Raw genomic sequence first — 23,388 nt, 5'->3', positions numbered from 1 at the left:
TGAAAATAGTCTTTTTTGACTTTTTATTTTACTGCCAAACTTAAGAGTAAATCATAAACTATAAACTGAACTCAACTTCGATGTTTAAGTCTTGTCTATTCTCCTAAATCCTATTTTGAACCCTTTATTTGTAACCTATGTCTATGAATTTGGTTGAACTAATTATCCGTAGTGAAACAGATAAGTCGATACTAAACGTTCACTGCGACCGTTGGTATGCTGTGGGAGTTAGCAAATGAACAACACCAATTTACCGAACCATTTAGGATCTTTTATAGGACATTTTTTAAAACCGTATCGTAAAATGGTTGTTTTATTTATCTTCATAGCCATCTTAGCCGGATTTTGGGGTCCATTTAATAGTCTATTGATTAAATCCTTCATCAACGCGTTAGCATCTGAGCAAAGCATTGATACCTCCCATCTTTATTGGATAGCAGGCTTATTAGTTTTGAACTTTATCATGTTTGATAATATCACCTGGAGAACAATCGGTTATCTAAATTACAAGTTTGAAACGCTCATCAAAAATGAAGTTATTAGCCAAACTTTTAATTATGTCTTAGGTTCTTCTCATCAATTTTTTCAAGATAACTTATCAGGGCGAATTACGGATCAAATTACAACACTTGCAGATAATCTTGAAATTATACTTCATAGAGTAACTGTGGATTTCATTCGGGGAGCCTCGTTACTAATCGTTTCGTTTATCACAGCTTATTATGTAAACCCCCTGTTTTTTTATATTTTGTTGATTTGGTTCAGTGCCTTTGCATCATTTAGCATTTGGATGTCAACACGACTAGTGCTCTTGTCTGATGAACATGCAAGCAGTGAGTCTCAGCTTTCTGGCCAGTTGGTCGATGCATTAAGTAACCAATCAAATATCCGCATCTTTTCACAAAAGACTTATGAAATAAATCGCATGAACACCTACTCTGAGCGGGTCCAAGAGGCCTTTCAGAAAAAAGAACGTTTCATTATGTTATTAGGAAGTGTTCAAGGCGCTATGATTGCAGTGATGATGGGAGTGGCAGGATTTACATTAATCCATTTATACAGCAAAAAACTAATAAGTATTGGAGATTTTGCTTTAATTATCGGACTATCAATGGAGTTGGGGCATATGATGTGGTACACCATGTTCCAAGTGGATCTATTTAACCAAGCTCAGGGTAAATGTAAGCAAAGTTTAAAATCCTTGGTTATACCTCATGAAATTAAGGATAAAATCAACCCATTGGAATTAGTTGTACCTCAGGGGGAAATAAAGTTTTCTAAGGTTAAGTTTCATTATCATGGCACATATTCGCTATTTCAAAATAAGTCAGTGACTATCAAAGCGGGTCAGAAAGTTGGATTAGTTGGATATTCAGGAAGTGGCAAATCAACCTTTATTAATCTGATATTAAGACTTTACGATGTAGTGGATGGTCAAATTCTCATCGATGGCCAGAATATCACAGAGGTCACCCAAGAAAGCTTAAGACGAGCCATTGCTATGATTCCACAAGATCCAACGCTTTTTCATCGAAGCTTGACGGATAACATCCGCTATGGAAAGATTGATGCGACCGAGGCTGAAGTTATTGATGCCGCCCAAAAAGCTCATGCTCATGAGTTTATTAAAAAATTGCCAGAAGGCTACAGTGCATTAGTAGGAGAGCGGGGAATTAAGCTTTCCGGCGGTCAGCGCCAGCGCATTGCAATTGCAAGAGCCATATTAAAAAATGCCCCGATCTTAATGCTTGATGAAGCCACTTCGCAGCTTGACTCCATTACCGAAACGAATATTCAAGATAGTTTATGGCAACTGATGCAAGAAAAGACAACTTTGGTTATTGCCCATCGCTTGTCTACCCTTCTCCACATGGATCGTATTTTAGTATTCGATAACGGACATATTGTTGAAGATGGAACTCACAGTGAACTTCTCAAACAAGGTGGTTTGTATAAAACCTTATGGGATGCCCAGGTTGGTGGCTTTTTACCCGAAAACCAGGAGAAACAGTCTGATGAGGTTTTGGAATAGGTATGAATTCAATATTCATCATTTCTTGTAAATTCTTATATTTCAGCAAGGCAACTGTCTTGAAGAGAGTTGCCATGCTTGCTGAAGTAAAATATCCCTCAGATTTTTAAAGAAATAGGTTAACAGCCCAAAACCCGAGACTCAACCTTTTCCTGGTTTTCTTGAGGCTCTAAGGTTGCATTCGCTTCTAACATCTTTTCAGCAATTTTTTGTGCCAATTTTGGCAGATTTTTTGGAACCTCTTTATAGGTCTTTTTAAATCCTTTTGTAAAAGAAGAAATTTCATTCTTTATCGCTGATAGAAATTCACTATCCTTGCAAATAAAAAAGTCTGTCTCAGAAGAAGAACAAGTGGGCTTAGAATCCTTCTGCTTTAAGATCAAACTTATTTGACTTATGAGAAGCCTCCGAAATTCATCATGCTTCGGTAACAAGGAACTAAAGCTAATAAATCCAGGAGGAGTAAATTTATTTTTTATAGCAGAGTCAAAAGTAGCCTCCTTGATTCGTAGCTCCTCCAAATAATCATATACCTGTACTATTGAGTGGCCTAATTTCTCTAAGGCATTAACGTATGCTGGCCCATGATAAACATTCACATAATGTGCCAAAAACGGTAAAATTATTGACAGGGGTTCATTAAATTGTTCTGTTTGCAAGAAATCCCAGGCAGCTGTTTGAATTTCCGCTCTTAATTCATATTCTTTCTTTTGGATTCTCTTCATTGTTATTAAATTACAATCTATCTCTTTAGGAAAAAAATGACGTTTGTCTTTATAAGAAAGACCTTTGACGAATGGGTAATTATCAAATTGTGTGAGCCCCATTACGGTATCGATACGTTCTCTTAAAAAATCACAAAGTTTATCGACTTGTCCTGCCTGATCACTTGTCTCTATTAAATACACAGTTAATGCTTTATCAAGTATTTGGCAAAGCTCTTTTATTAGTTTCACCTGCTCACCTTGCGCATGTTGAAGGAGTCTTTGAGCTTTTTCAGTGTGAATAGACTTTAAGCTTGCGGCTGTGTACCACTGGCACTCAGCTAACGATTCGATATAGGCATTGTAATGCTTCGCTAAAACGGTACATGCGATCGTTCGACGATATAACTCGGGGTACTTTTCTTCTGAAATTAAATTATCCAGGCTAAGCACACCAAACACAGTTCGATGACTTTCGACTTTTTTTAATACGGGCACCTCTACCTCTTTAGATTCTGCAACCTTAGCCGTTTTTTTCTTAATTTTTATTGTTTCACTACTAAGCGCTAAAGGTATCGCTGGTGGAGTATGAGAAGGAGGGGCTTGAGGAGTGACGGAGGGTAAGATTGGGAAGGATGTGGATTTTCCACTTCGAAAGAATTTTAAAGCTTGGGTAATTGAGCCTTTACCCGCGGACGTCTCTGAAGGCCCATTCTTCTCTTTATTTGATTCGTCAATAATGGGAGGGTCACCTACTTTTTTTTCTCCCTGGGAATCAGGAACATTAATCTCTCGTGGCGAGGAAGGTCGGGATTTGCTTCTGGGAGTTGGGGGAGATTCGTAATTGCGGGGAGATGAGGGTTGCGATTTGCTAGCAAAAGTTTGTTTTTTCATAATACTCTTCCTTAAATTAAAAAACAGGCAAATTCTAGTTGAGAATACCCCCTCAGATCAAATAAAATTCAAAATGTTCTTCTAGCACAATTAGTAAATTTTTAAACTTAATGTAGCAGGTCACTCATTCAGATTAAGCAACTCACCTAGGTTTTAAGGGGATAAGCGTTGTAAATTCCATTCATTACGCTTTACATACTCCCAAACATCGGATAGTTCGTCTTGTCGGTAAGAATAAAATACCATACGTTTCGGCTGAATCCGAACACCGCAATATTCAGGACTTAGAGGGATTGCTTTATTTAAAAACGAATCTTCTATCTTCTGGCGCTTGTTTTCTATTATTTGTTTATTCTCAATCAATTGCATTGACGTAGGTGCATAACTTAAAAAGCGAATTTGAGACCATCGCGGATAACTATCCCAATAATGTTTATTCTCCGCATGGTTTAAAAATAGGCTTTTTCCTTCAATTATCACTTCTCGTTGCAAAAGTTCCAGCCAGAATACCAGACTTACTTCAGGATTATTTTTTAACTCGTCTACTTTGCGAGTATTTTTTTGTGTAAAAAATAAAATACCTTCATCTGAAATTTCACGAATAGCCACGACACGACTATGTGGGACACCCTTTAATGAAATAGACGATAACACGGCGTGGCTTGGATTAGGAGCTCCAGCTTCCCGTTCTCTGGTCAGCCAAGAACTTAGTTCAATAATAGGATTGGTTTGCATTCGCGGTTTTTCCTTTGGACTTAAAACCTCTAACCCATTGTACCTGAAAATCAGTTGCATATAGGCTATGAAGTATCAATCAAGTTTTTTCAACTACTCATATCAAATAGGAATGCACTGTATCATTGTCATCAATGCTTCCGCTTGGTTACTATTAAAAAATATTTGTTTATTATATTCTACACTCCAGTTGGATTGGATCTATAGGGACGTACAATTAACAACTCTAAAGGAGGGTAAATATGTTTAATTCGTTCCACTTACAAGGTGTAGAAGCCTTTAATAAAGGAGACCTTACACAAGCCAAAAAATTCTTACTTCAAGCAATAGAACAAAATCCCGAAGTTCACGAAACCTACTTTTTTTTAGGAAAAACCTGTTTTTTAGCCGATGAAAAAAAGGAAGCCTTATCTTTCTTAAAAAAATTTATCGAATTAACTCAAGATTTAAAGGACGAGCAAAATAAATCGTATGCTTTTGATCTGTTAGGACAATGTTATGCCGCTGACAATGAGGACGAGATAGCCATCACTTGTTACTTAAATGTTATAGAGATTGATCCTTCCTGCGCATCCGTACGACACAATTTAGGTTTGCTTTATATGAAGCAAGCTCAGGAATACCTTGAGCTCAATTTAGAAAAATGTCTTACTTTATTACGTAATGCTCAAATTGCGCTTAAATCATCTCTGGAATTATGTAGTGACAATCCTATGTTTTTGCATTCTATTGCAAGTTGGTATGAACAATATATCGACCTACTGAAGAAATTATCGGAAGAGAACAGTCTAACAGAAATGATAAACAAACAGTTTAATCATGCAATTCACTATTATCTTGAAGCTCTAGCTCACTGTCATGAAAATGACCAATTACTACACAGTGCAATCACAGAAAATCTTACTGAATGTTATGCACAATTTGGCCATTATCTGTATCAGAACCAAGAATATGCAAAAGCACAGGAATTATACCTAGCAGCTCTTGAATTGGACCAAACTCATATACCCGCACTCAATCAAATGGGTATGTGTTTATTTAAACAAGGTAATTATGCTAAAGCCAGAGCTCCGTTTGCAAAACTAATTGACCTCTCTGAGGACAAGCAGGATAAAGCGGATGCATGGTTAAATATAGCCTGTTGTTATCGGTTAGAAAAAAATTGGGGAAAAGCAGAAACATCTCTCAATGTAGCGAAGAGATTAGCACCTCAAGATCCAGAGGTCGATAAAGAAATGGAGAATCTTAAACAATCAAAATCTCAATCTGTGCTTCCAATAACTGACCAAGCTTTCTTTGACCCTCTAGTGAATAATAATTCTTCTTTGATATCCCCAAATACAGAAAGCTTGCAGTTTAAGTAACTGATAATTGTACTTTAGAAATACCTTCTTAGATCCTGGGTTATGGCATACCCTCACCCAGGTTACCTATTTTTTAATTCTTCTGGGCAAGCCACACCGTAGCTCCGCCACAATCTGGATCACTCACTTTATGGACCAATATCTTTAAATGGTTCGAATGCAAAATCGCTCCATATTCTTTAGCATCCAGTGAAGCATGGTATAAATCATGGCCACCATTGTCACTCCAAACCTCTCCAGCGTCAGGACCGGTAGTAAAAAGCAATAGACCGTTGGTTTTGACTAATGAAGAAAATAAATTCAAGGCCTTACGCTGATCAGCTTGTGGTAAATGAAAAAAACTATGCCAGGCAATGACCACATCAAACGGTTCAGCAAATTCCATTGTCCTCATATCCTTTAAAAGCCATCGCCCCTGTGGGAAGTTATGTTTACAACGGTCTATCATTTTTTTGCTGGCATCAACACCGGTTAATTCGAAACCCGATTCTATTAAAAATTTTGCAATAGGTTCTCCTGTACCACAACCAATATCCAACACACGTCCCCCAGGGGGTGCATATTTTTTTATTTGTTGCAAATAAAATTGCTCCATGATGAGCTCTTTATTGCGATGTGCATCATACCAATCAATGATTTCATCATAAGCTTCATAGACTTTATTTTTATTTGATTTTTTTACCATTGCATTCTTCAGTTTAAAATTTAAATAAGGGTTTAAATGCCATATGCCTTAGCTCATTGAGCCACTCCTCTCTTGGTTTTCCACCTGGTGCCGTAGATTCATACCAATTATTTTTACACCAAAGATAAATCTCCAAGCTTTTCATTTGGCTAAAATCATTAATTGCATGCAATAACTCAGCATCTATAGGTAAGATCCGCTGGTATCCTTCTATCATCCATGCAAATTTTTCAGCCCATTCAGAATAAGGGGTGCCGCATAAATCTAAAAAAGGTTTAGCAATATCCGCTATAAACCAATGATAAACGGGTTCATCGAAGTCAATAAAATGAATTTGTTTGCCGTCGAACAATACATTCCCTGGACGATGATCCCCATGTGTGAGACCAAAATTAACATTATTTATTGTAAAATTTCTGAAGTGCTCATCGATCGTTTGGAACAAATCCTGGATAGCTGAGTCTTCATGAGTCAGGTAGCCCGCCGTTTCGCTCCATAAATCCTGCCATTTTCTAAAATGATGGCCATTCGCTTTATAACTTTCTGCAGCGCGATGTAAACGAGCCAATGCTTCCCCCCAATGAACGTATGCATTTTTATCCAGATACCCGAAATGCATGATCGTTCCCGGTACCTCAGAACATACTTGGGTTAAAAAATGGAGTTCCTCCTGTATTACAGTTTCAATATAAGCTCCATTTTTTGAGGGAAGTACTTCACAAATTGGGGCTTCATTCCGAAACAAGTGCTGTTGAAAATCGATCGAAGCTAGTAATTCTTTTTGAGGACGAATTTTTTCATGAGTTATTCTTAAATAGAATCTATTGCCCTCCGCCTCAAAACGATAAACACAATTGATTTGGTTATTAACCAGTTGCAAATTCTCAGGATTTTCTACCCACTGCAAAGCGGCTTTAAACGCTGTCTCAGTACTGATTCTTTTTAAGGTATTTTCCCAAACCATCACTTTAACCTGATAAGTTCTATTTTGCTTAAACTGAAATTATGCTTTTCGTCACACATTTCTTCATCCTCATTTGGGATACCCTAATTATAATCTATGTTACATACAGCAGATATGTGTTTATCCCATGACCAGGCTTAATCGAGTATACTGCTCAATTTGCTGCTTCTTCTGAAACGCAATGATTGCATCTAATATTTGTTCCACCTCACCGGTTTCAGACCAAAAACTCTGAAAAGCTAAAGGATATGTAGCCCTTACATCCTTTTTAGAAATTTCTTGGGAATGTTCTATTGCTTTTGATAGCATTTTTAATAATTCGATCTTATCTTTTATTTTATCATTCCCGGAGTTGAATTTTTGCTCCAATAGTTTCAATTTGTTTTGCATCAGCTCTACAAGATAAAGCTTAGCTACTCCTCTATCCATTGTTCGAATGACTGCACTGTAATCACAAGAAGTAAACATTCGGTAATGTTTCGGTTCCTCTACCTTATTTTGCGGATTAATTGCTTCCCTATTCACAATTGCGTCTTGTGTTAGATCAGGTTTGCTCAGGTTAAGCCAACCTTTGATAAGTTGTTTTATAGAATATGGAGCCATACGCCACAATAAATCTACACCAGTAAATAAAACTGCTGTAATTGAAAACACTGTACCTGCAGCTGGAGCCAGAGGAAAAAGTAATACAAAAACCACTGCACCTAACGCCGCAGCTAAAAAGGCCATTGCAAACGTGTTACTTAAAGCTGCCTGCATATAATGCATGCGTTGAATACTGTCTTTGGGAGATTCAAAAGCCCTATATAAATTGAGTCCAAACATTATGAGCTGATGACTCAATGCTACCATTAAACTACTAAAGAAAAACCAAGGGCCTGCTACGAAGCTAAAATCAAAAATCTTTGATATTGCAGCCCCATAAAGTGAGATACTTGCTAAAACAGCACAAACAGCTGAAACAGCGAAAAGTAACCACCGATCCACATTTCGATTGCTGGCTTTTGCGAGGTGATACCCATTGATTAAGGCACTTACAGTTAGTAAAAAACCAATAAAAGGCAAAATGATATAAAACAAAGGAGAAGCTCTAAATGCTGCGGATAGCCTTGCATCAGCCATCGTAGCAAATAAAGCTATTTCCTGAGTTTCTCTAATGTATGTAATCGCCTTCTGGAAGTGAGTAACAAACATAAGCCACCTGATAAATTATTATTATTCCTTTGCATGGGCTTAACCCAATTAGAGCGCCTAAAACATAGCCTGACTTGAAGAAGCCATAAAGTGGTTTGTGATAATCACAAAACCTAGATTATGAACTCATCAATAGTCAGGCTATAGTTCTGGCTTATTGCTGTTATTATTGCCGCAAATGTGGGAACAAAATAACATCCCGTATTGATTGAGAGTTAGTAAATAACATGACCAAACGATCTATCCCTATACCCTCTCCTGCTGTAGGAGGCAATCCATACTCCAGTGCTTCAATGTAATCGCTATCAAAATGCATGGCTTCTAAATCACCGGCATCCTTTTCTTCAACTTGCTTACGGAAACGCTCGGCCTGATCTTCTGCATCATTCAACTCAGAAAATCCATTGGCAATTTCTCGACCCGCAATAAAAAATTCAAAGCGATCAGTCACCTCCGAATCATGATCACTACGACGGGCTAAAGGTGAAATTTCAGTCGGATAACCCGTAATAAACGTAGGCTGAAATAATTGATGTTCCACTGTTTCTTCAAACAATATGATTTGCAGCTTCCCTAAACCATCCGTTGCTTTGAAAGGAAACCCTTTTTTCTGCAAAATCTCACGACAACTAACAATGCTTTCCAGCTGTTGCGGGTTAATTTCTGGATGATAATATAAAATTGCTTCTTTCACTGTCATACGTGTAAATGGTTTATTAAAATCAATAATTTGACCTTGATATTCAATCTGCCGTTTTTCCATCACGGTATCACAGAGATAACGTAATAATTCTTCAGTAAAATTCATCAAGTCTTTATAGTCTGCATAGGCTTGATAAAATTCCACCATAGTAAACTCTGGATTATGACGGGTTGAAATACCCTCATTACGGAAGTTACGGTTAATTTCATAAACACGCTCAAATCCACCCACCACGAGACGTTTTAAATAAAGTTCTGGAGCGATACGTAAATACATAGTCATATCTAAAGTATGATGATGTGTCACAAAAGGACGTGCCAAAGCTCCACCCGGGATAGGATGCATCATGGGTGTTTCTACTTCTAGATAATAGTTTTGATCCATAAACTGTCTAAATGCTTGAATTAATCGCGATCTCGTTAGAAAAGTAAGCCGACTTTCATCATTGGCGATTAAATCTACATACCGTTTACGATATTTAACTTCTTGGTCAGCTAAGCCATGAAATTTATCAGGTAAGGGGCGCAATGATTTAGTTAATAATTCAATATGCTCTGCGTTTACAGTAAGCTCACCTGTATTGGTTTTAAATAATTCACCTTTAACCCCAACAATATCGCCTAAATCCCAATGCTTGAATTCCTCGTACTGCTCAGGGAGATCATTGGCGCGGATATATACTTGGATCCGACCGGAGAAATCTTGAATATGAAAAAAACTGGCCTTGCCCATAATACGTCTCAACACGATACGACCGGCAACTGTTACCTTCACATGCTCTTGCGCTAAGGTTTCTTTATCTAATGAATCATAATGTTTTATGACTTCTTGAGCTAAATTTTCACGACGAAATTGGTTTGGAAAATTAAAACCTTTTGTACGTAACTCAGCCAATTTTTGTTTACGAATATAATAAACTTCGCTTTCATCTATATGTTCAATTTGTTCTTCACTCATGCTGCCCTACTCCTGCCTTTAAACTGGCTTCAATAAATTGATCCAACGCCCCATCTAATACAGCTTGTGTATTGCTTGTTTCCACATTGGTTCGTAGATCTTTAATACGGGATTGATCCAATACGTAGGAACGAATTTGGGATCCCCAACCTATATCTGATTTACTGGCTTCTAACGCCTGCTGTTCTGCATTTTTCTTTTGTATTTCCAGTTCATATAACTTAGCGCGCAGCTGCTTAAATGCCTGATCTTTATTACGATGCTGGCTTCTATCATTCTGACATTGTACTACAATTCCACTGGGAGCATGAGTAATACGAACTGCAGAATCAGTCCGGTTAACGTGCTGGCCCCCCGCTCCGGAAGCTCGATACGTATCAATACGTAAATCAGCTGGGTTAATTTCTATATCAATATCATCATCAATTTCAGGTGAAACAAATACTGCTGCAAATGAAGTATGTCGTCTATTACCTGAATCAAAAGGAGATTTTCGCACTAACCGGTGCACACCGCTTTCCGTACGCAGCCAGCCAAAAGCATACTCTCCCTTAAAATAAATAGTGGCACTTTTAATACCGGCAACCTCTCCTGGAGAACACTCAATTAGTTCTGTAGTAAATCCATGTTGTTCGCCCCAGCGTAAATACATCCGCAATAACATTTCTGCCCAATCTTGAGCTTCTGTACCCCCAGAACCTGATTGAATATCTAAGTATGCATTTGAATCGTCCATTTTTCCGGAGAACATCCGACGAAACTCTAAATCAGCAACTTTTTTCTCAATGGAAACTAATTCGTCACCAATTTCATTAATGGTTTGTTCGTCCCCTTCCTCACGTGCAATTTCAAACAACTCATTTAAATCAGTTATGGATTGACCTAATTGCGTTAAAGTTGAAACAATTGCTTCCAGTTGGGTTCGTTCACGACCTAAAGCTTGGGCAACTTCCGGATTATCCCAAACATTAGATGACTCCAACTCGCGAACGACTTCTTCTAAACGCTCACTTTTAGTGTCAAAGTCAAAGATACCCCCTAAGCGCTTCTATTCGCTTAAGAAGATCCACCAGATTAAGATTAATTTGGTTTACTTCTAACATAGTGTCTCTTTAAAAAATATTAATTGGATCAATACCTTATCATAAGATAGCCTGCGTGCGGCAAAGCATGCCCTGGCCTTTTGCCATCACCCCGAGTGAGGGGAAGGGATCGCCCATCGTAGCCTGGTACTAAAGCGTGGTGATACCTCCGCGGCATCCAGCTACATTACTGGGCTCCATAATGATTTAGTATGACTCGTAAAAATAAGTTTGGGATTTTACCGTGAAAGTAGGCAAAAAAACAGCTATGAAGTCTTCATTGCTGTTCGATATGCTTGCAAATTCATTAATAAATCTGCCTCTGCCAGTGATAAATGACAACTTTCGACAATTTCATCGCGATTACCCCCCATTTCCAAAATACGCAAAGCATGACGATACCCGCCATCATTAGCTCTTTTATTTTCCAAATCCTGAATTTGGTTATCCATACTAATCATTTGAGTATTTATCTCTTTTAATTGTTTTGAGAATAACAAATCAGCATGGATTAACATGGGATGATCTTTGTTAATTTGATCAATTAGCTTTTGTTGCATATCCAATCGTCCTTGAAAATCAATTAATTTCTTCCGCTGGCTAAATAAGTAATTCAGTACGAATAGAAAAATAACCCCATTTAAACTTAAAAGAAAAGTAATCATTTTGTATCCTTATTGCCGATAACTACACGATGAGCTGCTGGATGACTTAATGCTGGATTTAATAAGCGGGGAACATTTCGGTCCAAAGCAATGATAATAATCACTCTACGATTTGCAGCCCGTCCTTGCTCTGTAACATTATCAGCAACTGGATATTGTTCTCCATATCCCGTTACTAAAAGGCGTTGGGTTGCAATCCCAAATGAGTTTAGAATTCGGCCAACAACTGCTGCGCGCATAGCTGAAAGCTCCCAATTTGAGGGGAACTGTGGGGTTTCTATAGGAATATTGTCTGTATATCCCTCTATGGCAACAATAGAAGACGATTTTTTTATTTTACTGGCTAATCGCATCAATTTAACAAAAGCTTCTGGTTTTAAATCGGATTCGCCCGAGTCAAATAAAGCCCCAGATTTAATATCCAACTCAACCCAACCTTCTTGTCGATTGATTTTATAATTCCCATCTTCCAATTCTGCTAGTGATTGATTTAATTCATCAAGTCCATCATTAAAGGGACTTTGAAATGGTGTCGTTTGTGGTCCATCTTTTATACTCTTCGTTGATTTAAGTGCCCGAGCTTCATCTTTTTTATTGAACGCTGATTTCATCCCCTCAGAAAGAGAGCGATACTTTGAAATATTTACAGAAGAAATAGCATACATCACTACAAAGAATGCAAATAGCAAGGTAATAAAATCAGCATAGGAAACAACCCAACGGTGATTATCGTTATGTTGTTCATTTCTTTTTTTTCTTTGTTTCATCTTTCTTCTGTTGGCCAAAATTATTGAGTTTTAACAGCAAAATTCCTGGACTTTCTCCGGAAGCGATGGCAACTAACCCTTCTACAATCATTTCATCGTAGTGAACCTGGCGCGCAATATAACTTTTTAATTTATTTGCCACAGGTAGAAAAATTAAATTAGCCATTCCTACTCCATAAATCGTAGCTACGAACGCTACTGCAATACCTAATCCCAATTCGCTCGGTTCCGATAAATGGCGCATCACTTGAATCAATCCCAATACAGCACCCAAAATTCCTATGGTTGGACTATATCCCCCCATACTTTCAAAAACTTGTGCTGCGTGCGAATCATGTGTCTCCACACGATCTATCTCTTCCTCTAGAACTTGTCTTATGGTGAATTTATCTACGCCAATAACCAACAACTCTAATCCTTTACTGATGAGTGGATTTTTTTCAACTTCTAAATGCTCCTCCAAGGAAAGCAAACCCAGCTGACGGGCTTTACGTGCCAAATCAAACATCTTATTACGGCAGGGTTCAAAATCGAGTTTTGGTGGTGTGATAACCCAGGGCAAGATTTTAAAGGCTCGTTTAAAGGTACTTAGTGGTGTTTGCACCATCACCGCACCAATTGTTCCTCCCAGAACAATTAACAATGCAGAAAAGTTGAGTAGGGCTTGCATGTTTCCACCTTCCAACACTTGCCCTAGTGTAATCGCTAAAAAACTGACTAACATCCCTATTAAAGTTAACGCATCCATTCTTTTTTATTCCGGTAATCTTGATTTTATACGATGTGTTGCTTGGCTAAGGATCTGTGAGACACGTGACTCACTAACGCCAATAACCTCACCAATTTCTTTTAAATTTAAATCTTGTTCATAATATAAAGAGAGTACCATTCGTTCTTTTTGAGGTAAGCCGCGAATCACCTCAGATAAACGTCGCATTAAATCACTATGAAATACATTGACATGAGGTTCGGTAGAGGCGTGCCCATCTTCAGCCTGTAGGGCATCATCAGTCACACCCAAATCTTCAAAACCATACAAATGGCTGCTCACTGAGTCTTGTAACATTTCATGATATTCATTCAGGGCTATTCCGAGTTCAGTCGCTATTTCTGAATCTTTGGCCTCCCTTCCTAATCGATGTTCAACTGCTTTTACTGCTTCAGAAATCATTCGTGCATTACGATAGACTGAGCGTGGAACCCAATCATTACGTCTTACTTCATCAAGCATATATCCTCGGATACGTATTCCCGCATAGGTTTCAAATGAAGCTCCTTTGGAAGAATCATAATGTCTTGTTGCTTCCAGTAAACCAAGCATCCCTGCTTGTATTAAGTCATCCAGTTGTACACTTTGCGGCAAACGCCCCAATAAATGATGTGCTATGCGCTTCACCAACAAGGCATGAGTTTTTACCAGCGTTTCCTGAATTTGCTGGTTCACTTTGCTATAGGCAGCCAAAGCATCCACATTAATCTCCTTAAAATTCACCCGCAACTAAACGTTCTAAAAAGAAACTGGTATTACCCCCCAACAAAGAGCAAGGTGGCCATTCAGATACTTCGTCTGCTAATTGCCTCATCGCTAAAGCAGCGGCAGAATCTGGATAAGCAATTAATACGGGTTTTTGCATTTTCACTGCCCTGTGTATGTGTTCATCAAAAGGAACTGCTCCTAAATAGTCTAGCTGAACCTCAAGAAATTGCTCGGAAACTTTGAATAATTTATTAAATAATTCACGTCCGTCCCGCTCATTTCTCACCATATTGGCGAGAATATGAAATCGTGTCCATTCATACCGCTTACTCATTACTTTAATTAAAGCATATGCATCGGTTAATGACGTAGGCTCATCGCATACAACGACAATTAATTCTTGCGATGACCGGGTAAAACTTAAAACGGTGTCTGATATACCCGCCGCAGTATCAATAATCATGTAGTCCAAATCATCAGTAAGCTCATTAAACGCATCAATAATTCCAGCTAACTCAGGTGGAGAGAGTTGGGTCATAAATTCTGTTCCAGAAGCGGCAGGAATAACACTAATACCATTAGGTCCAGGTAAAATAATGTCACTTAAATGGCAAATTCCCTGAATTACATGCGATAGATTATATTTAGTATGCAGCCCTAACATGATATCGATGTTTGCCAACCCCAAATCAGCATCAAGCAACATTACTTTCTTATGAAGTTGAGCCAATCCAACTGCCAAGTTAACAGAAACGTTGCTCTTGCCGACTCCACCCTTTCCAGCAGAAACTGCAATTACTTTAATTGGCTTCGCACGCGATAGACTCCTCAGCCCCGAAGCTTGATCACTTATATTTCGTCTCACTTTAGACATGATATTCTCTCCCAGCACCCTGATGTGCTTTCTTAACATTATCTGCCAGAAACAGTTGTGTTTCCTGTTCAGCAAATAACTCAACGAGCTGATGGCGTGTTGCCATTTTAATGTCTTCGGGTACACGTTGTCCGTGTGTCAAATAGCTCACACCCAAACCCGATTCAATAAGTGCACTTAATGCTCCGCCCACAGCTAACGATTCATCCAGTTTAGTCAAAATACACTGATCAATTTGATTCGCTTCATAACGTCTAATAGCATCAATTAATACTTGGTAATGACTTGTTGCCGGTAAAACTAGAACCTTAGAAACAGACTGTAAATATGTGCCTAACACTTGCATTTGTTTAACCACTCGCTCATCTGCAGGGTTCATTCCGGCTGTATCTATCAAAATGAGTTTCTTATCACTTAATTGCCGTAGCACTCGGGCCAAAGAAACCTCATCTTGAGCAACACACACCTTAACTCCTAAGATTTTTCCATACATCATAAGTTGCTCTTGTGCCGCGATTCGATAAGTATCCATAGTGACTAGACCTAACTTATCTGCTCCAAATCTTAAAGTAAATCGCGCTGCAATTTTAGCGAGTGTTGTTGTTTTCCCAACACCAGTTGGTCCAACAAAAGCATAAACACCACCCTCTTCTATTCTACGTGTGTCACAAATGCTTAATTGATCCGTAATAATATTTAGTACAGATTCCCACCCTCTCTGTTGGTTTAAATCAGATCGCACGGAGCATGCCCAAGTCGCAGCAGTTGTATGACTTACTCCCAGATACAAAAGTTTTTGGAGTAAAATAGTATGCAAGGGCTCATAGACACCCACATTCCCTCTTAATTGTGCCTCAAGCATCCCTCTTAATGTTTGAATCTCTTGACGCATATCATCAAGCGGAGTTTGCATTTGAAATTTTGGTGTTTGGCTGATCGGTTCAGCACAAGCTACTGCTGCTGAAGTTGATAGAATGGTTTCATCAAAATCAATCGCAGCAACAACCTCCACACCTGCATCAACATGATGGCTGGATAAAATGACAGCATCGGCACCAAGTGTCTCTTTAATTTGTTTCATAGCGCTGCGTGTATCGGCCGCAACAAAACGTTTTAATTTCATAAAGCCTCCTGCTTATGAAGAAATTTGTCACTATTCACGCAATGCCTCTTTAGAAATTGTAGCCTGCTTGTAAGAAAACTGAGAAGTTTGTAACTTGTATTGCTTATTACATTATATTCCACATCTACAGTTCTTCATTTTTATCCTACTGTGCCTACTATTCTTATTTGTTTATTATCAGGGATCTCCTGATAAGACAAAACATGAAAGTCATAGGATATATTACGCACAAATCGTGCCAACACTGCGCGTATCCCGGGCTGTACCACTAATACAGAGCTCTCTTGTTTTGCCTGTTGTTGCATTGCTAATTGAGTCAGTGAATGTTGTATTTTATCTGCCATTCCTGGCTCGAAATTTACACCTCCAGATCCACTACTCTGAATTATGTTTTGCAATAATTGTTCCAACTCAGGTTTTAACGTAATAATAGGTAACTCTTCATGAACACCACTGATTTTTTGAGTAATTAATCGAGATAAAGCAATACGTACTTGACTGATTAAATACTCAGTATCCTTAGATTTTGGCGCTAATTCCGCCAAAGTTTCGACTATGGTGCGAATATCTGTTAAAGGAATATGCTCTATTAATAAACCTTGTAAGATTTTACTCACCATTCCTAAGGACAAGCCATCAGGTACTAATTCTTTCACGAGTTTGGGTGAGCTCACTGCAAGTTTATCTAAAAGTTGTTGGGTTTCTTCATAACCTAATAATTGTTGGCTATTCTGCTCCAATATTTGGCTTAAGTGTGTAGCAACGACTGTTGAAGAGTCGACTACAGTATACCCTAACGTGTGGGCTTGCTCTCTTTGGCTTTCATTTATCCAAACAGCTTCCATACCAAAAGCGGGATCACGAGTTTTTATCCCTTCTATTTCGCCAAAAATTTGTCCAGGGTTTATCGCCAAGCAACGATCAAGATGAATCGCCGCTTCTCCCATTATTACTCCCGCCAAACTAATTCGATAATGATTAGGTTTTAGATCCAAATTATCACGTACATGTACTGAAGGAATCAAAAAACCCAACTCTTGTGATATTTTCTTCCGTACCCCTTTAATTCGAGAAAGTAAAATCCCTCCTTGTGCTTGATCCACTAAAGGTATTAAGCGATATCCTACTTCAAGACTTATCACATCAACAGGATTCACATCATCCCAAGACAATTCCGTAGAGAGATTTGAATTTGGAACAGCAAGAGATTCATTTTCCTGGGTAAGCTGCTCCTTTTGTTTTGCTTTGTCTTGCTTGAGAAATAGATAAGCAATTCCTGCCAAACCTGCAGAAAGAAGAATAAATGCAACATGAGGCATCCCAGGAATAACACCAATTAATCCAATGATACCCGATGCAATAATCAATGAGCGTGGGTTAGCTAATAACTGAGAAATTACCGCATGCCCCATATTTTGTGCACTGGAAACACGAGTCACTATGATGGCGGCTGCAGTGGATAAAACAAGCGAAGGCACTTGCGCAACTAAACCATCCCCAATAGTTAGTAGAATATAATTATGCAAGGCATCCGAAACACTCATTCCATGCTGAAAAACTCCAATAATCAATCCGCCGATAATGTTAACAACTAGAATTAAAATCCCGGCAATTGCATCGCCACGGACAAATTTACTAGCACCATCCATGGAACCATAAAAATCGGCTTCCTGCGCAACTTCCAATCGACGTTTTACCGCTTGTTCCTGATTAATTAATCCCGCATTCAAATCTGCATCGATAGCCATTTGTTTTCCAGGTAAAGAATCCAAAGTAAAACGTGCACTTACTTCTGATACCCGACCAGCACCTTTAGTCACCACCACAAAATTGATGACTACTAAAATCATAAAAACAACTAAACCTACAGCATAGTTTCCTCCAATAACAACCTCACCAAATGATTGAATTACATGACCAGCTGCATCAGTACCTTTATAGCCATTTAATAAAACCACTCGCGTTGAGGCAACATTTAGCGACAAACGTAATAAAGTTGCTAGTAAAATAACCGTTGGAAATACAGCAAAATCTAAAGGTCTTTCGCTATAAATCACGGCTAACAAGACTACAAGTGACAAAGCAATATTAAAAGTAAAAAACACATCCAATAAAAATGGAGGCAAAGGTAACATCATCATGCCAAGCATTGTGATTAGGACCAAGGGTGTACCCAAACCTTGATGCATCCAATATTGCATATACTGTAATGCCTTATTCATTATCAGCCTCCTCTGCATCACGGACTAACTCTGTTGGAATAGGAACATTCTGTAGTACAGTAGGTTTATAGTCATAACGTTCCTTGTCCCGCAATTGAAATACATAAGCCAAAACCTGAGCTACAGCAACATAAAGTCCTCTTGGTATTTCTGCATTTAATTTTGTAGAAAAGTAAAGCGCTCGAGCCAAAGGCGGTACTGAAATAATGGGAATTTTATGTGATGTTGCAATTTTGTTGATTTGAAAAGCAATCAAATCTTTGCCTTTTGCTACGACTATTGGTGCTTTATGGCTTTTTTCTTTATAACAGATTGCTACCGCGTAATGGGTAGGGTTTGTTAACACCACATTTGCTTTAGCAATTTCATTCATCATACGTCGTCTTGATATCTCTTGCTGCGCACGACGAATAGCGCTTTTTATTTCGGGCTTACCTTCTATTTCTTTGTATTCATCTCGCAATTCCTGCATGGTCATTTTCATATTTTTTTGATGTTCATACAATTGGAAAGGTACATCAAAGACAGCGATCAAAATCAAACTAGCAGAAATCAATACAAATGATTTCACTACGATTAAGCTACCGCTGCCGATCGCTGTCTCTATAGGGACATGAGCTAAATGGAGTAATGCAGGAATTTGTATCTTAAGCACTGCTATGGCAACCACTGCGACTAAAAGAAATTTAAAGAATGATTTGGACATCTCGACAAAACCTTTCAACGAAACCATGCGTTTGAGTCCTTGAAATAAATTGAGTCGAGAAAATTTGGGTTGTACTACTTGTGCACTAAAAACCCACCCCCCCATTAGCAAAGGGGCGGCTAAAGTAATGAGAAAAATAACTAGCAATAAGGGCATTAAAGACCAAAATCCCATTTTAGCTAAAAAAAACAAGCGCTCCGCACTTACCACAGAAGTCTGCGTAACTTGCGTATTAAATTCAAATGCATCTCGCATCAGGACTGCTAATTGCATGGCTAATTGTTTTCCGAAAATTAAAAATCCTAAGGCAGTAAAAAGTAAGGTTACTGTGGTATTGAAATCCCTCGAGCGTGCAACTTGCCCCTTTTTACGGGCATCTTTCAGTCGCTTGGGCGAGGGTTGTTCTGTTTTTTCTTGTGTTTGCTCTTGATCACTCATCAGGGTACCATCCCCACCATAAAACGCATCCCTTCTTTGATCAGATCTGCCATCTGTATTGCAATACTCGACAAACCTACCTTAATCACCACCATTCCCATAATTAAGGTAATGGGAAATCCTAAAGAAAAAATATTTAATTGAGGCGCTGCTCGCGACATAATTCCGAATGCTAGACTCACAATAAGCAAAGACAGCAATGCAGGAATTGAGATGAGTAGCGCCTGTTTAAACATCCATCCCGAAAATAACACAACATTCCACACCATCGATGGGGTTACAGATAACTGCCCTATAGACATTACTCTAAAACTATCTAACAAGGTTTCGAAAACGGTTAAATGACCATTAAGTGACAAAAATATTAGGGTCATCATCATAGAATAAAACTGACTTACCAAGGGAACACTTGCTCGGCTTGATGGATCCACCATCAAAGCAAAACTGAGACCTGCCTGCATCGCAATAATTTGTCCACCCAAAACAAAAACCTGAAAAACAAGCTGTAAGACAAAGCCCATTAACAATCCAAACAGAACTTCTTGGATAATATAAACTAAGAAAAGTCCATTGAAATTAAGGAAAGAAAGCTCTTTAGGAACCATAAACGCACAGACACAACTTAAAACAAAAAGTAAAATAATTTTAATGCGAGTGGGTACCAAGATAGACGAAAACACAGGCACAGTAAGCAGTAATCCACCAATGCGCCCCATTGGCCAAATCACTTGGCTTATCATATGTATTATTGTTGGATAATCCAGTTTCATCTTTAGTTAACCGATTAAATAAGGAATATTGGTAATTAAAGAATCGGTGTAATTCACCATAGTCTTCAATAACCAAGGACCGGCAAATACAAGCATTAAAAAAGTAATAAATAATTTGGGTATAAAGCTTAGGCTTGTTTCATTTATTTGTGTTGCTGCCTGAAACATAGAAACGATCACACCAACAATCAAACCAGGAAGAATGAGTACCATGATCAATAACAGCATCAAATACACACCTTCACTGAATATAGAAACTACAGAGTCTGGAGTCATATTATTTCCCTATAATTTTTAATTCCTTTGATTCATGATCTGAATGCGAAAAGTTTTTAGCTCATAGCAAAACTCGACGCCAGCGATCCCAAAATAAGGGTCCACCCATCGACCATAACAAACAGCATGATCTTGAAGGGTAATGAGATAATCAAAGGTGATAGCATCATCATACCCATAGCCATTAGAACACTAGACACCACCATATCAATAATTAAAAAGGGTAAAAACAAAATGAAGCCAATCTGGAATGCTGTTTTTAATTCACTAGTAATGAATGCAGGAATCACTACACTCATTGGCACCTCGTTAAGGTTGGCTGGATTTTTTTGTGCAAATTTTTCAAATAAAGATAAATCATTTTTACGCGTTTGATTTAACATAAACTCACGCAAAGGAGCCTGTGCATTGGCTAAAGCTTGAGGGAATTTCATTGTCTCTGCGAGATAAGGCTGCACTGCCGTATCATTGATTTTATTAAAAACCGGAGACATCACAAAATAAGTCATGAATAACGCAATACCAATTAAGATTTGGTTTGTAGGAGTCTGCGCCATACCTATAGCTTGACGTAATATAGACAATACGATGATGATCCTTGTAAAAGCCGTCATTGCCATCAACATCCCTGGCAAAACAGTTAACAAGGTCATAAAAATCAAAATTTGCAGATTAACACTATAAGTTTGTTCCCCGTTTGCTCCAGGTTGAACCGTCATTGCCGGTAAGGATAAAGGGGCAGCCTGTAAGACCAAGGGGAAAAAACAAAATAGAATAAGAAATAATGTAGTCTGGGTGCAGCGCAGCGGAATTCGGGATTTAAATTCTCTATCTCCCTCTGCTATTAATCTTGTTATTCCCGTGCAAGCAGAAATCCATTTGTGAATTGGCATCGATATTCGATTGGAAAATGATAACCCTTTTTGTACATATACATTCATCGTCATTTTATGATTTCTTAACTGATTTAAGGAGATCGGCAAACGAAGCTTTATTTATGGACTCAAACCCTGTAGGTAATTGCTCACCAAAATCATGAAGCATGGTGACACATCCTGAACCCGATCCAATCAACAAATAACGCGTTCCCACTTTTAACAAGGTAATTTTTTCCTTAGGACCTAAAATCATACTCGCTACGGATTGAAATCCTTTGGCCGAGCCCATTTGCATACCATGTAACCTCTTCACCACCCAAGACAATATAAGAATGATCAATAAAACCAACAATAAACCCATGAGAACCCGGATGAGTTCCCCATGATTGAGTGTAGAGTCCATCATCTTAATCGCTTAATACGTTCTGCTTTACTGACGATATCGGTTAATCGAACTCCAAATTTATCATTAACCACAACCACTTCCCCATGAGCAACTAAAGTCCCATTGACTAGGACATCAAGCGGATCCCCTGCCAAACGATCCAGTGCTACAATTCCTCCTTGGTTTAATTGGAGTAAATTACGAATAGTCATTTTAGTGCGGCCGATTTCTACGGTCACTGAGACTGGGATATCCAAAATCAAATCCATTTTTTCACTGTCTGCTTCCTGGGGAAGAGTATTCGATGGTTTGGGTTGTTCAATTGCTTCTTGAGACATTACTTATCTCCTAATAACTAATATTTTTTATTATTTTCACAGCACGCTTGTCATTTGCAGTACCTTGAGTTGCTGTAAATCCTGGGGTCCCTTCAATATCTAAAGTAACTATTTCTTTCATTTCCATAGGTATAAAATCTCCTACTTGCCATGACATTACCGCTCCGAGAGAGCTTTTTGTTTCAGCCATTATCGAACTTACAGTTAATTCAACATCCATTAATTCTTCTTTGAGTGATTTGACCCAGTTCGGATCAATTTCGTCATCTGGACGAGAAGCACCAAGCTCTAGTTGCTCTTTAATTGGCTCAACCATGGAGTAAGGCAAAATAAAATAGAAAATGCCTACTTCCTTACCAAAATCCATAGAAAAACGTGCCACCAATAGCATTTCTTCAGGTTCTGCTATATTGACTAATTGTGGGTTTGTTTCATCATTAAATTTAGTGATATCAAGCTGAATAATAGGCTTCCAGGCTTGGCTCAGATTGGCAATAAGCTTTTTCGTGATCACATCCATTACACGCAGCTCGGTGGCAGTAAAATCAGTTCTGTCTTTTTGGGCAAAGAATTGAGAGCTGCCCCCAAAATAATAGTCGACAAGATCATAGACAAAAGTACTATCAAAAAGAATTATCCCTTTGCCTCGTAATGGTTTAAATTTAAAAATACTCATTAAACTTGGGTTGGGCAAACTCTCCATAAAATCGCGATGTTTTATAATAAGTAATGAATCTTGCTTGATCTCAAAATCCTTGGCTGTCACATTGTAGATATCTGATGCAAATAAGCGCACCGCCCGATCATAAATTCTATCTAATACAGGCAACTTACCTTTGACGATACGTTCTTGAGCAGTAAAATTAAGTGTTTTAACATCATTCTCTTTTTTTATTTCAATAGGCTCAAATGCAGAACTTGCGACATCCTTTTTATTCGCTTTTGCTTTTTTATCCGATTTTTCCTTAATACCTGCTGCACTTTCTGATTCTAGATGTTCCTCTTCAGAAGACTCCCCCACTGTTTTTAGTAATGCATCTATTTCTTCTTGTGATAAAACGTTTTTATCAGCCATATAAGCAATCCATACTAATTTTTTTACTTGAATTCACTAAGGGAATTCAAGTAATCCACATGATTTTTTATTGAATACCA

23 protein-coding genes are annotated in these 23,388 nt (G+C 38.3%); 2 read left to right on the top strand and 21 right to left on the bottom strand.

Translation table 11 applies throughout. From position 1 onward, the window contains the following. Nucleotides 1-235: 235 nt before the first annotated feature. A complete protein-coding gene (locus HBNCFIEN_RS06695) occupies nucleotides 236-2,032 on the top strand; it encodes an ABC transporter ATP-binding protein (RefSeq protein WP_182393284.1) in 1,797 nt (598 codons plus the stop codon). A 119-nt stretch (nucleotides 2,033-2,151) separates the two neighbouring features. Here HBNCFIEN_RS06695 and HBNCFIEN_RS06690 read toward each other — a convergent pair whose 3' ends face one another. Both HBNCFIEN_RS06690 and HBNCFIEN_RS06685 read right to left on the bottom strand, forming a co-directional pair. Continuing rightward, nucleotides 2,152-3,630: a hypothetical protein gene (locus HBNCFIEN_RS06690; protein WP_182393283.1), complete on the bottom strand. Its 1,479-nt coding sequence runs from the start codon at nucleotides 3,628-3,630 to the stop codon at nucleotides 2,152-2,154. 153 nt (nucleotides 3,631-3,783) lie between these two features. Continuing rightward, complete coding sequence (locus HBNCFIEN_RS06685) at nucleotides 3,784-4,365, bottom strand: pyridoxal 5'-phosphate synthase (protein WP_182393282.1); 582 nt, start codon at nucleotides 4,363-4,365, stop codon at nucleotides 3,784-3,786. Between the two features lie 242 nt (nucleotides 4,366-4,607). Between HBNCFIEN_RS06685 and HBNCFIEN_RS06680 the strand changes: the two genes are divergently transcribed. Beyond that, complete coding sequence (locus HBNCFIEN_RS06680; RefSeq protein WP_182393281.1) at nucleotides 4,608-5,729, top strand: lipopolysaccharide assembly protein LapB; 1,122 nt, start codon at nucleotides 4,608-4,610, stop codon at nucleotides 5,727-5,729. A gap of 73 nt (nucleotides 5,730-5,802) precedes the next feature. Here the strand turns inward: HBNCFIEN_RS06680 and HBNCFIEN_RS06675 are convergent, their stop codons facing one another. The 19 genes from HBNCFIEN_RS06675 to fliM form a co-directional block, all read right to left on the bottom strand. Continuing rightward, the gene (locus HBNCFIEN_RS06675) at nucleotides 5,803-6,414 is read right to left on the bottom strand and encodes a trans-aconitate 2-methyltransferase (RefSeq protein WP_182393280.1); all 612 of its coding nucleotides are present in this window, start codon (nucleotides 6,412-6,414) and stop codon (nucleotides 5,803-5,805) included. Between the two features lie 13 nt (nucleotides 6,415-6,427). Then, entirely contained in the window at nucleotides 6,428-7,378 is a 951-nt protein-coding gene (locus HBNCFIEN_RS06670; protein ID WP_182393279.1) for a phosphotransferase enzyme family protein, read from the bottom strand. A 120-nt stretch (nucleotides 7,379-7,498) separates the two neighbouring features. Further along, nucleotides 7,499-8,572, bottom strand: a complete 1,074-nt coding sequence (locus HBNCFIEN_RS06665; RefSeq protein ID WP_182393278.1) for a hypothetical protein — start codon at nucleotides 8,570-8,572, stop codon at nucleotides 7,499-7,501. A 166-nt stretch (nucleotides 8,573-8,738) separates the two neighbouring features. Continuing rightward, a complete protein-coding gene (gene lysS, locus HBNCFIEN_RS06660) occupies nucleotides 8,739-10,232 on the bottom strand; it encodes a lysine--tRNA ligase (protein ID WP_182393277.1) in 1,494 nt (497 codons plus the stop codon). Further along, nucleotides 10,225-11,335 (bottom strand): peptide chain release factor 2 gene (prfB, locus tag HBNCFIEN_RS06655; protein WP_182393276.1). Its coding sequence is split into 2 segments (ribosomal slippage): nucleotides 10,225-11,259 and nucleotides 11,261-11,335, totalling 1,110 coding nucleotides; the frame shifts between segments, so codons are not numbered across the junction. Before prfB ends, lysS begins: the two co-directional genes overlap by 8 nt. A 245-nt stretch (nucleotides 11,336-11,580) precedes the next feature. Next, nucleotides 11,581-11,979: a DUF2802 domain-containing protein gene (locus HBNCFIEN_RS06650; RefSeq protein WP_182393275.1), complete on the bottom strand. Its 399-nt coding sequence runs from the start codon at nucleotides 11,977-11,979 to the stop codon at nucleotides 11,581-11,583. Continuing rightward, nucleotides 11,976-12,746: a flagellar motor protein MotB gene (locus tag HBNCFIEN_RS06645; protein WP_182393274.1), complete on the bottom strand. Its 771-nt coding sequence runs from the start codon at nucleotides 12,744-12,746 to the stop codon at nucleotides 11,976-11,978. Before HBNCFIEN_RS06645 ends, HBNCFIEN_RS06650 begins: the two co-directional genes overlap by 4 nt. Continuing rightward, nucleotides 12,721-13,494: a flagellar motor protein gene (locus HBNCFIEN_RS06640; RefSeq protein WP_182393273.1), complete on the bottom strand. Its 774-nt coding sequence runs from the start codon at nucleotides 13,492-13,494 to the stop codon at nucleotides 12,721-12,723. Before HBNCFIEN_RS06640 ends, HBNCFIEN_RS06645 begins: the two co-directional genes overlap by 26 nt. A gap of 6 nt (nucleotides 13,495-13,500) precedes the next feature. Continuing rightward, nucleotides 13,501-14,223 carry an RNA polymerase sigma factor FliA gene (locus tag HBNCFIEN_RS06635; protein ID WP_370530120.1) on the bottom strand — a complete coding sequence of 241 codons (723 nt, stop codon included), beginning with the start codon at nucleotides 14,221-14,223 and terminating at the stop codon, nucleotides 13,501-13,503. Nucleotides 14,224-14,227: 4 nt separating this feature from the next. Continuing rightward, nucleotides 14,228-15,097 (bottom strand): MinD/ParA family protein, encoded by an 870-nt coding sequence (locus tag HBNCFIEN_RS06630; protein WP_182393271.1) that lies wholly within the window; start codon nucleotides 15,095-15,097, stop codon nucleotides 14,228-14,230. Further along, the gene (gene flhF / locus HBNCFIEN_RS06625; protein WP_182393270.1) at nucleotides 15,090-16,220 is read right to left on the bottom strand and encodes a flagellar biosynthesis protein FlhF; all 1,131 of its coding nucleotides are present in this window, start codon (nucleotides 16,218-16,220) and stop codon (nucleotides 15,090-15,092) included. The genes HBNCFIEN_RS06630 and flhF overlap by 8 nt, the downstream gene beginning before the upstream one ends. A gap of 140 nt (nucleotides 16,221-16,360) precedes the next feature. Next, on the bottom strand, nucleotides 16,361-18,442 hold the full coding sequence (flhA, locus tag HBNCFIEN_RS06620; RefSeq protein WP_182393269.1) for a flagellar biosynthesis protein FlhA: 2,082 nt from the start codon (nucleotides 18,440-18,442) through the stop codon (nucleotides 16,361-16,363). Next, nucleotides 18,435-19,586 (bottom strand): flagellar biosynthesis protein FlhB, encoded by a 1,152-nt coding sequence (gene flhB / locus HBNCFIEN_RS06615; RefSeq protein WP_182393268.1) that lies wholly within the window; start codon nucleotides 19,584-19,586, stop codon nucleotides 18,435-18,437. The genes flhA and flhB overlap by 8 nt, the downstream gene beginning before the upstream one ends. Beyond that, entirely contained in the window at nucleotides 19,586-20,356 is a 771-nt protein-coding gene (gene fliR / locus HBNCFIEN_RS06610; protein WP_182393267.1) for a flagellar biosynthetic protein FliR, read from the bottom strand. The genes flhB and fliR overlap by 1 nt, the downstream gene beginning before the upstream one ends. 6 nt (nucleotides 20,357-20,362) lie before the next feature. Further along, nucleotides 20,363-20,632, bottom strand: a complete 270-nt coding sequence (gene fliQ, locus HBNCFIEN_RS06605) for a flagellar biosynthesis protein FliQ (protein WP_182393266.1) — start codon at nucleotides 20,630-20,632, stop codon at nucleotides 20,363-20,365. 56 nt (nucleotides 20,633-20,688) lie between these two features. Beyond that, nucleotides 20,689-21,579 carry a flagellar type III secretion system pore protein FliP gene (gene fliP, locus HBNCFIEN_RS06600; protein ID WP_255464384.1) on the bottom strand — a complete coding sequence of 297 codons (891 nt, stop codon included), beginning with the start codon at nucleotides 21,577-21,579 and terminating at the stop codon, nucleotides 20,689-20,691. Between the two features lies 1 nt (nucleotide 21,580). Further along, nucleotides 21,581-21,913 (bottom strand): flagellar biosynthetic protein FliO, encoded by a 333-nt coding sequence (gene fliO, locus HBNCFIEN_RS06595; protein ID WP_182393634.1) that lies wholly within the window; start codon nucleotides 21,911-21,913, stop codon nucleotides 21,581-21,583. Beyond that, nucleotides 21,913-22,233: a flagellar motor switch protein FliN gene (fliN, locus tag HBNCFIEN_RS06590; RefSeq protein WP_076547449.1), complete on the bottom strand. Its 321-nt coding sequence runs from the start codon at nucleotides 22,231-22,233 to the stop codon at nucleotides 21,913-21,915. The genes fliO and fliN overlap by 1 nt, the downstream gene beginning before the upstream one ends. Before the next feature lie 10 nt (nucleotides 22,234-22,243). Then, nucleotides 22,244-23,308: a flagellar motor switch protein FliM gene (fliM, locus tag HBNCFIEN_RS06585; RefSeq protein ID WP_182393265.1), complete on the bottom strand. Its 1,065-nt coding sequence runs from the start codon at nucleotides 23,306-23,308 to the stop codon at nucleotides 22,244-22,246. Between the last annotated feature and the right edge of the window lie 80 nt (nucleotides 23,309-23,388).

The organism is Legionella sp. PC997 (assembly GCF_014109825.1).
GTDB lineage: Bacteria > Pseudomonadota > Gammaproteobacteria > Legionellales > Legionellaceae > Legionella.
The sequence above is the reverse complement of the archived record's forward strand: the minus strand, read 5'-3'. Positions and strand labels throughout refer to the sequence as shown.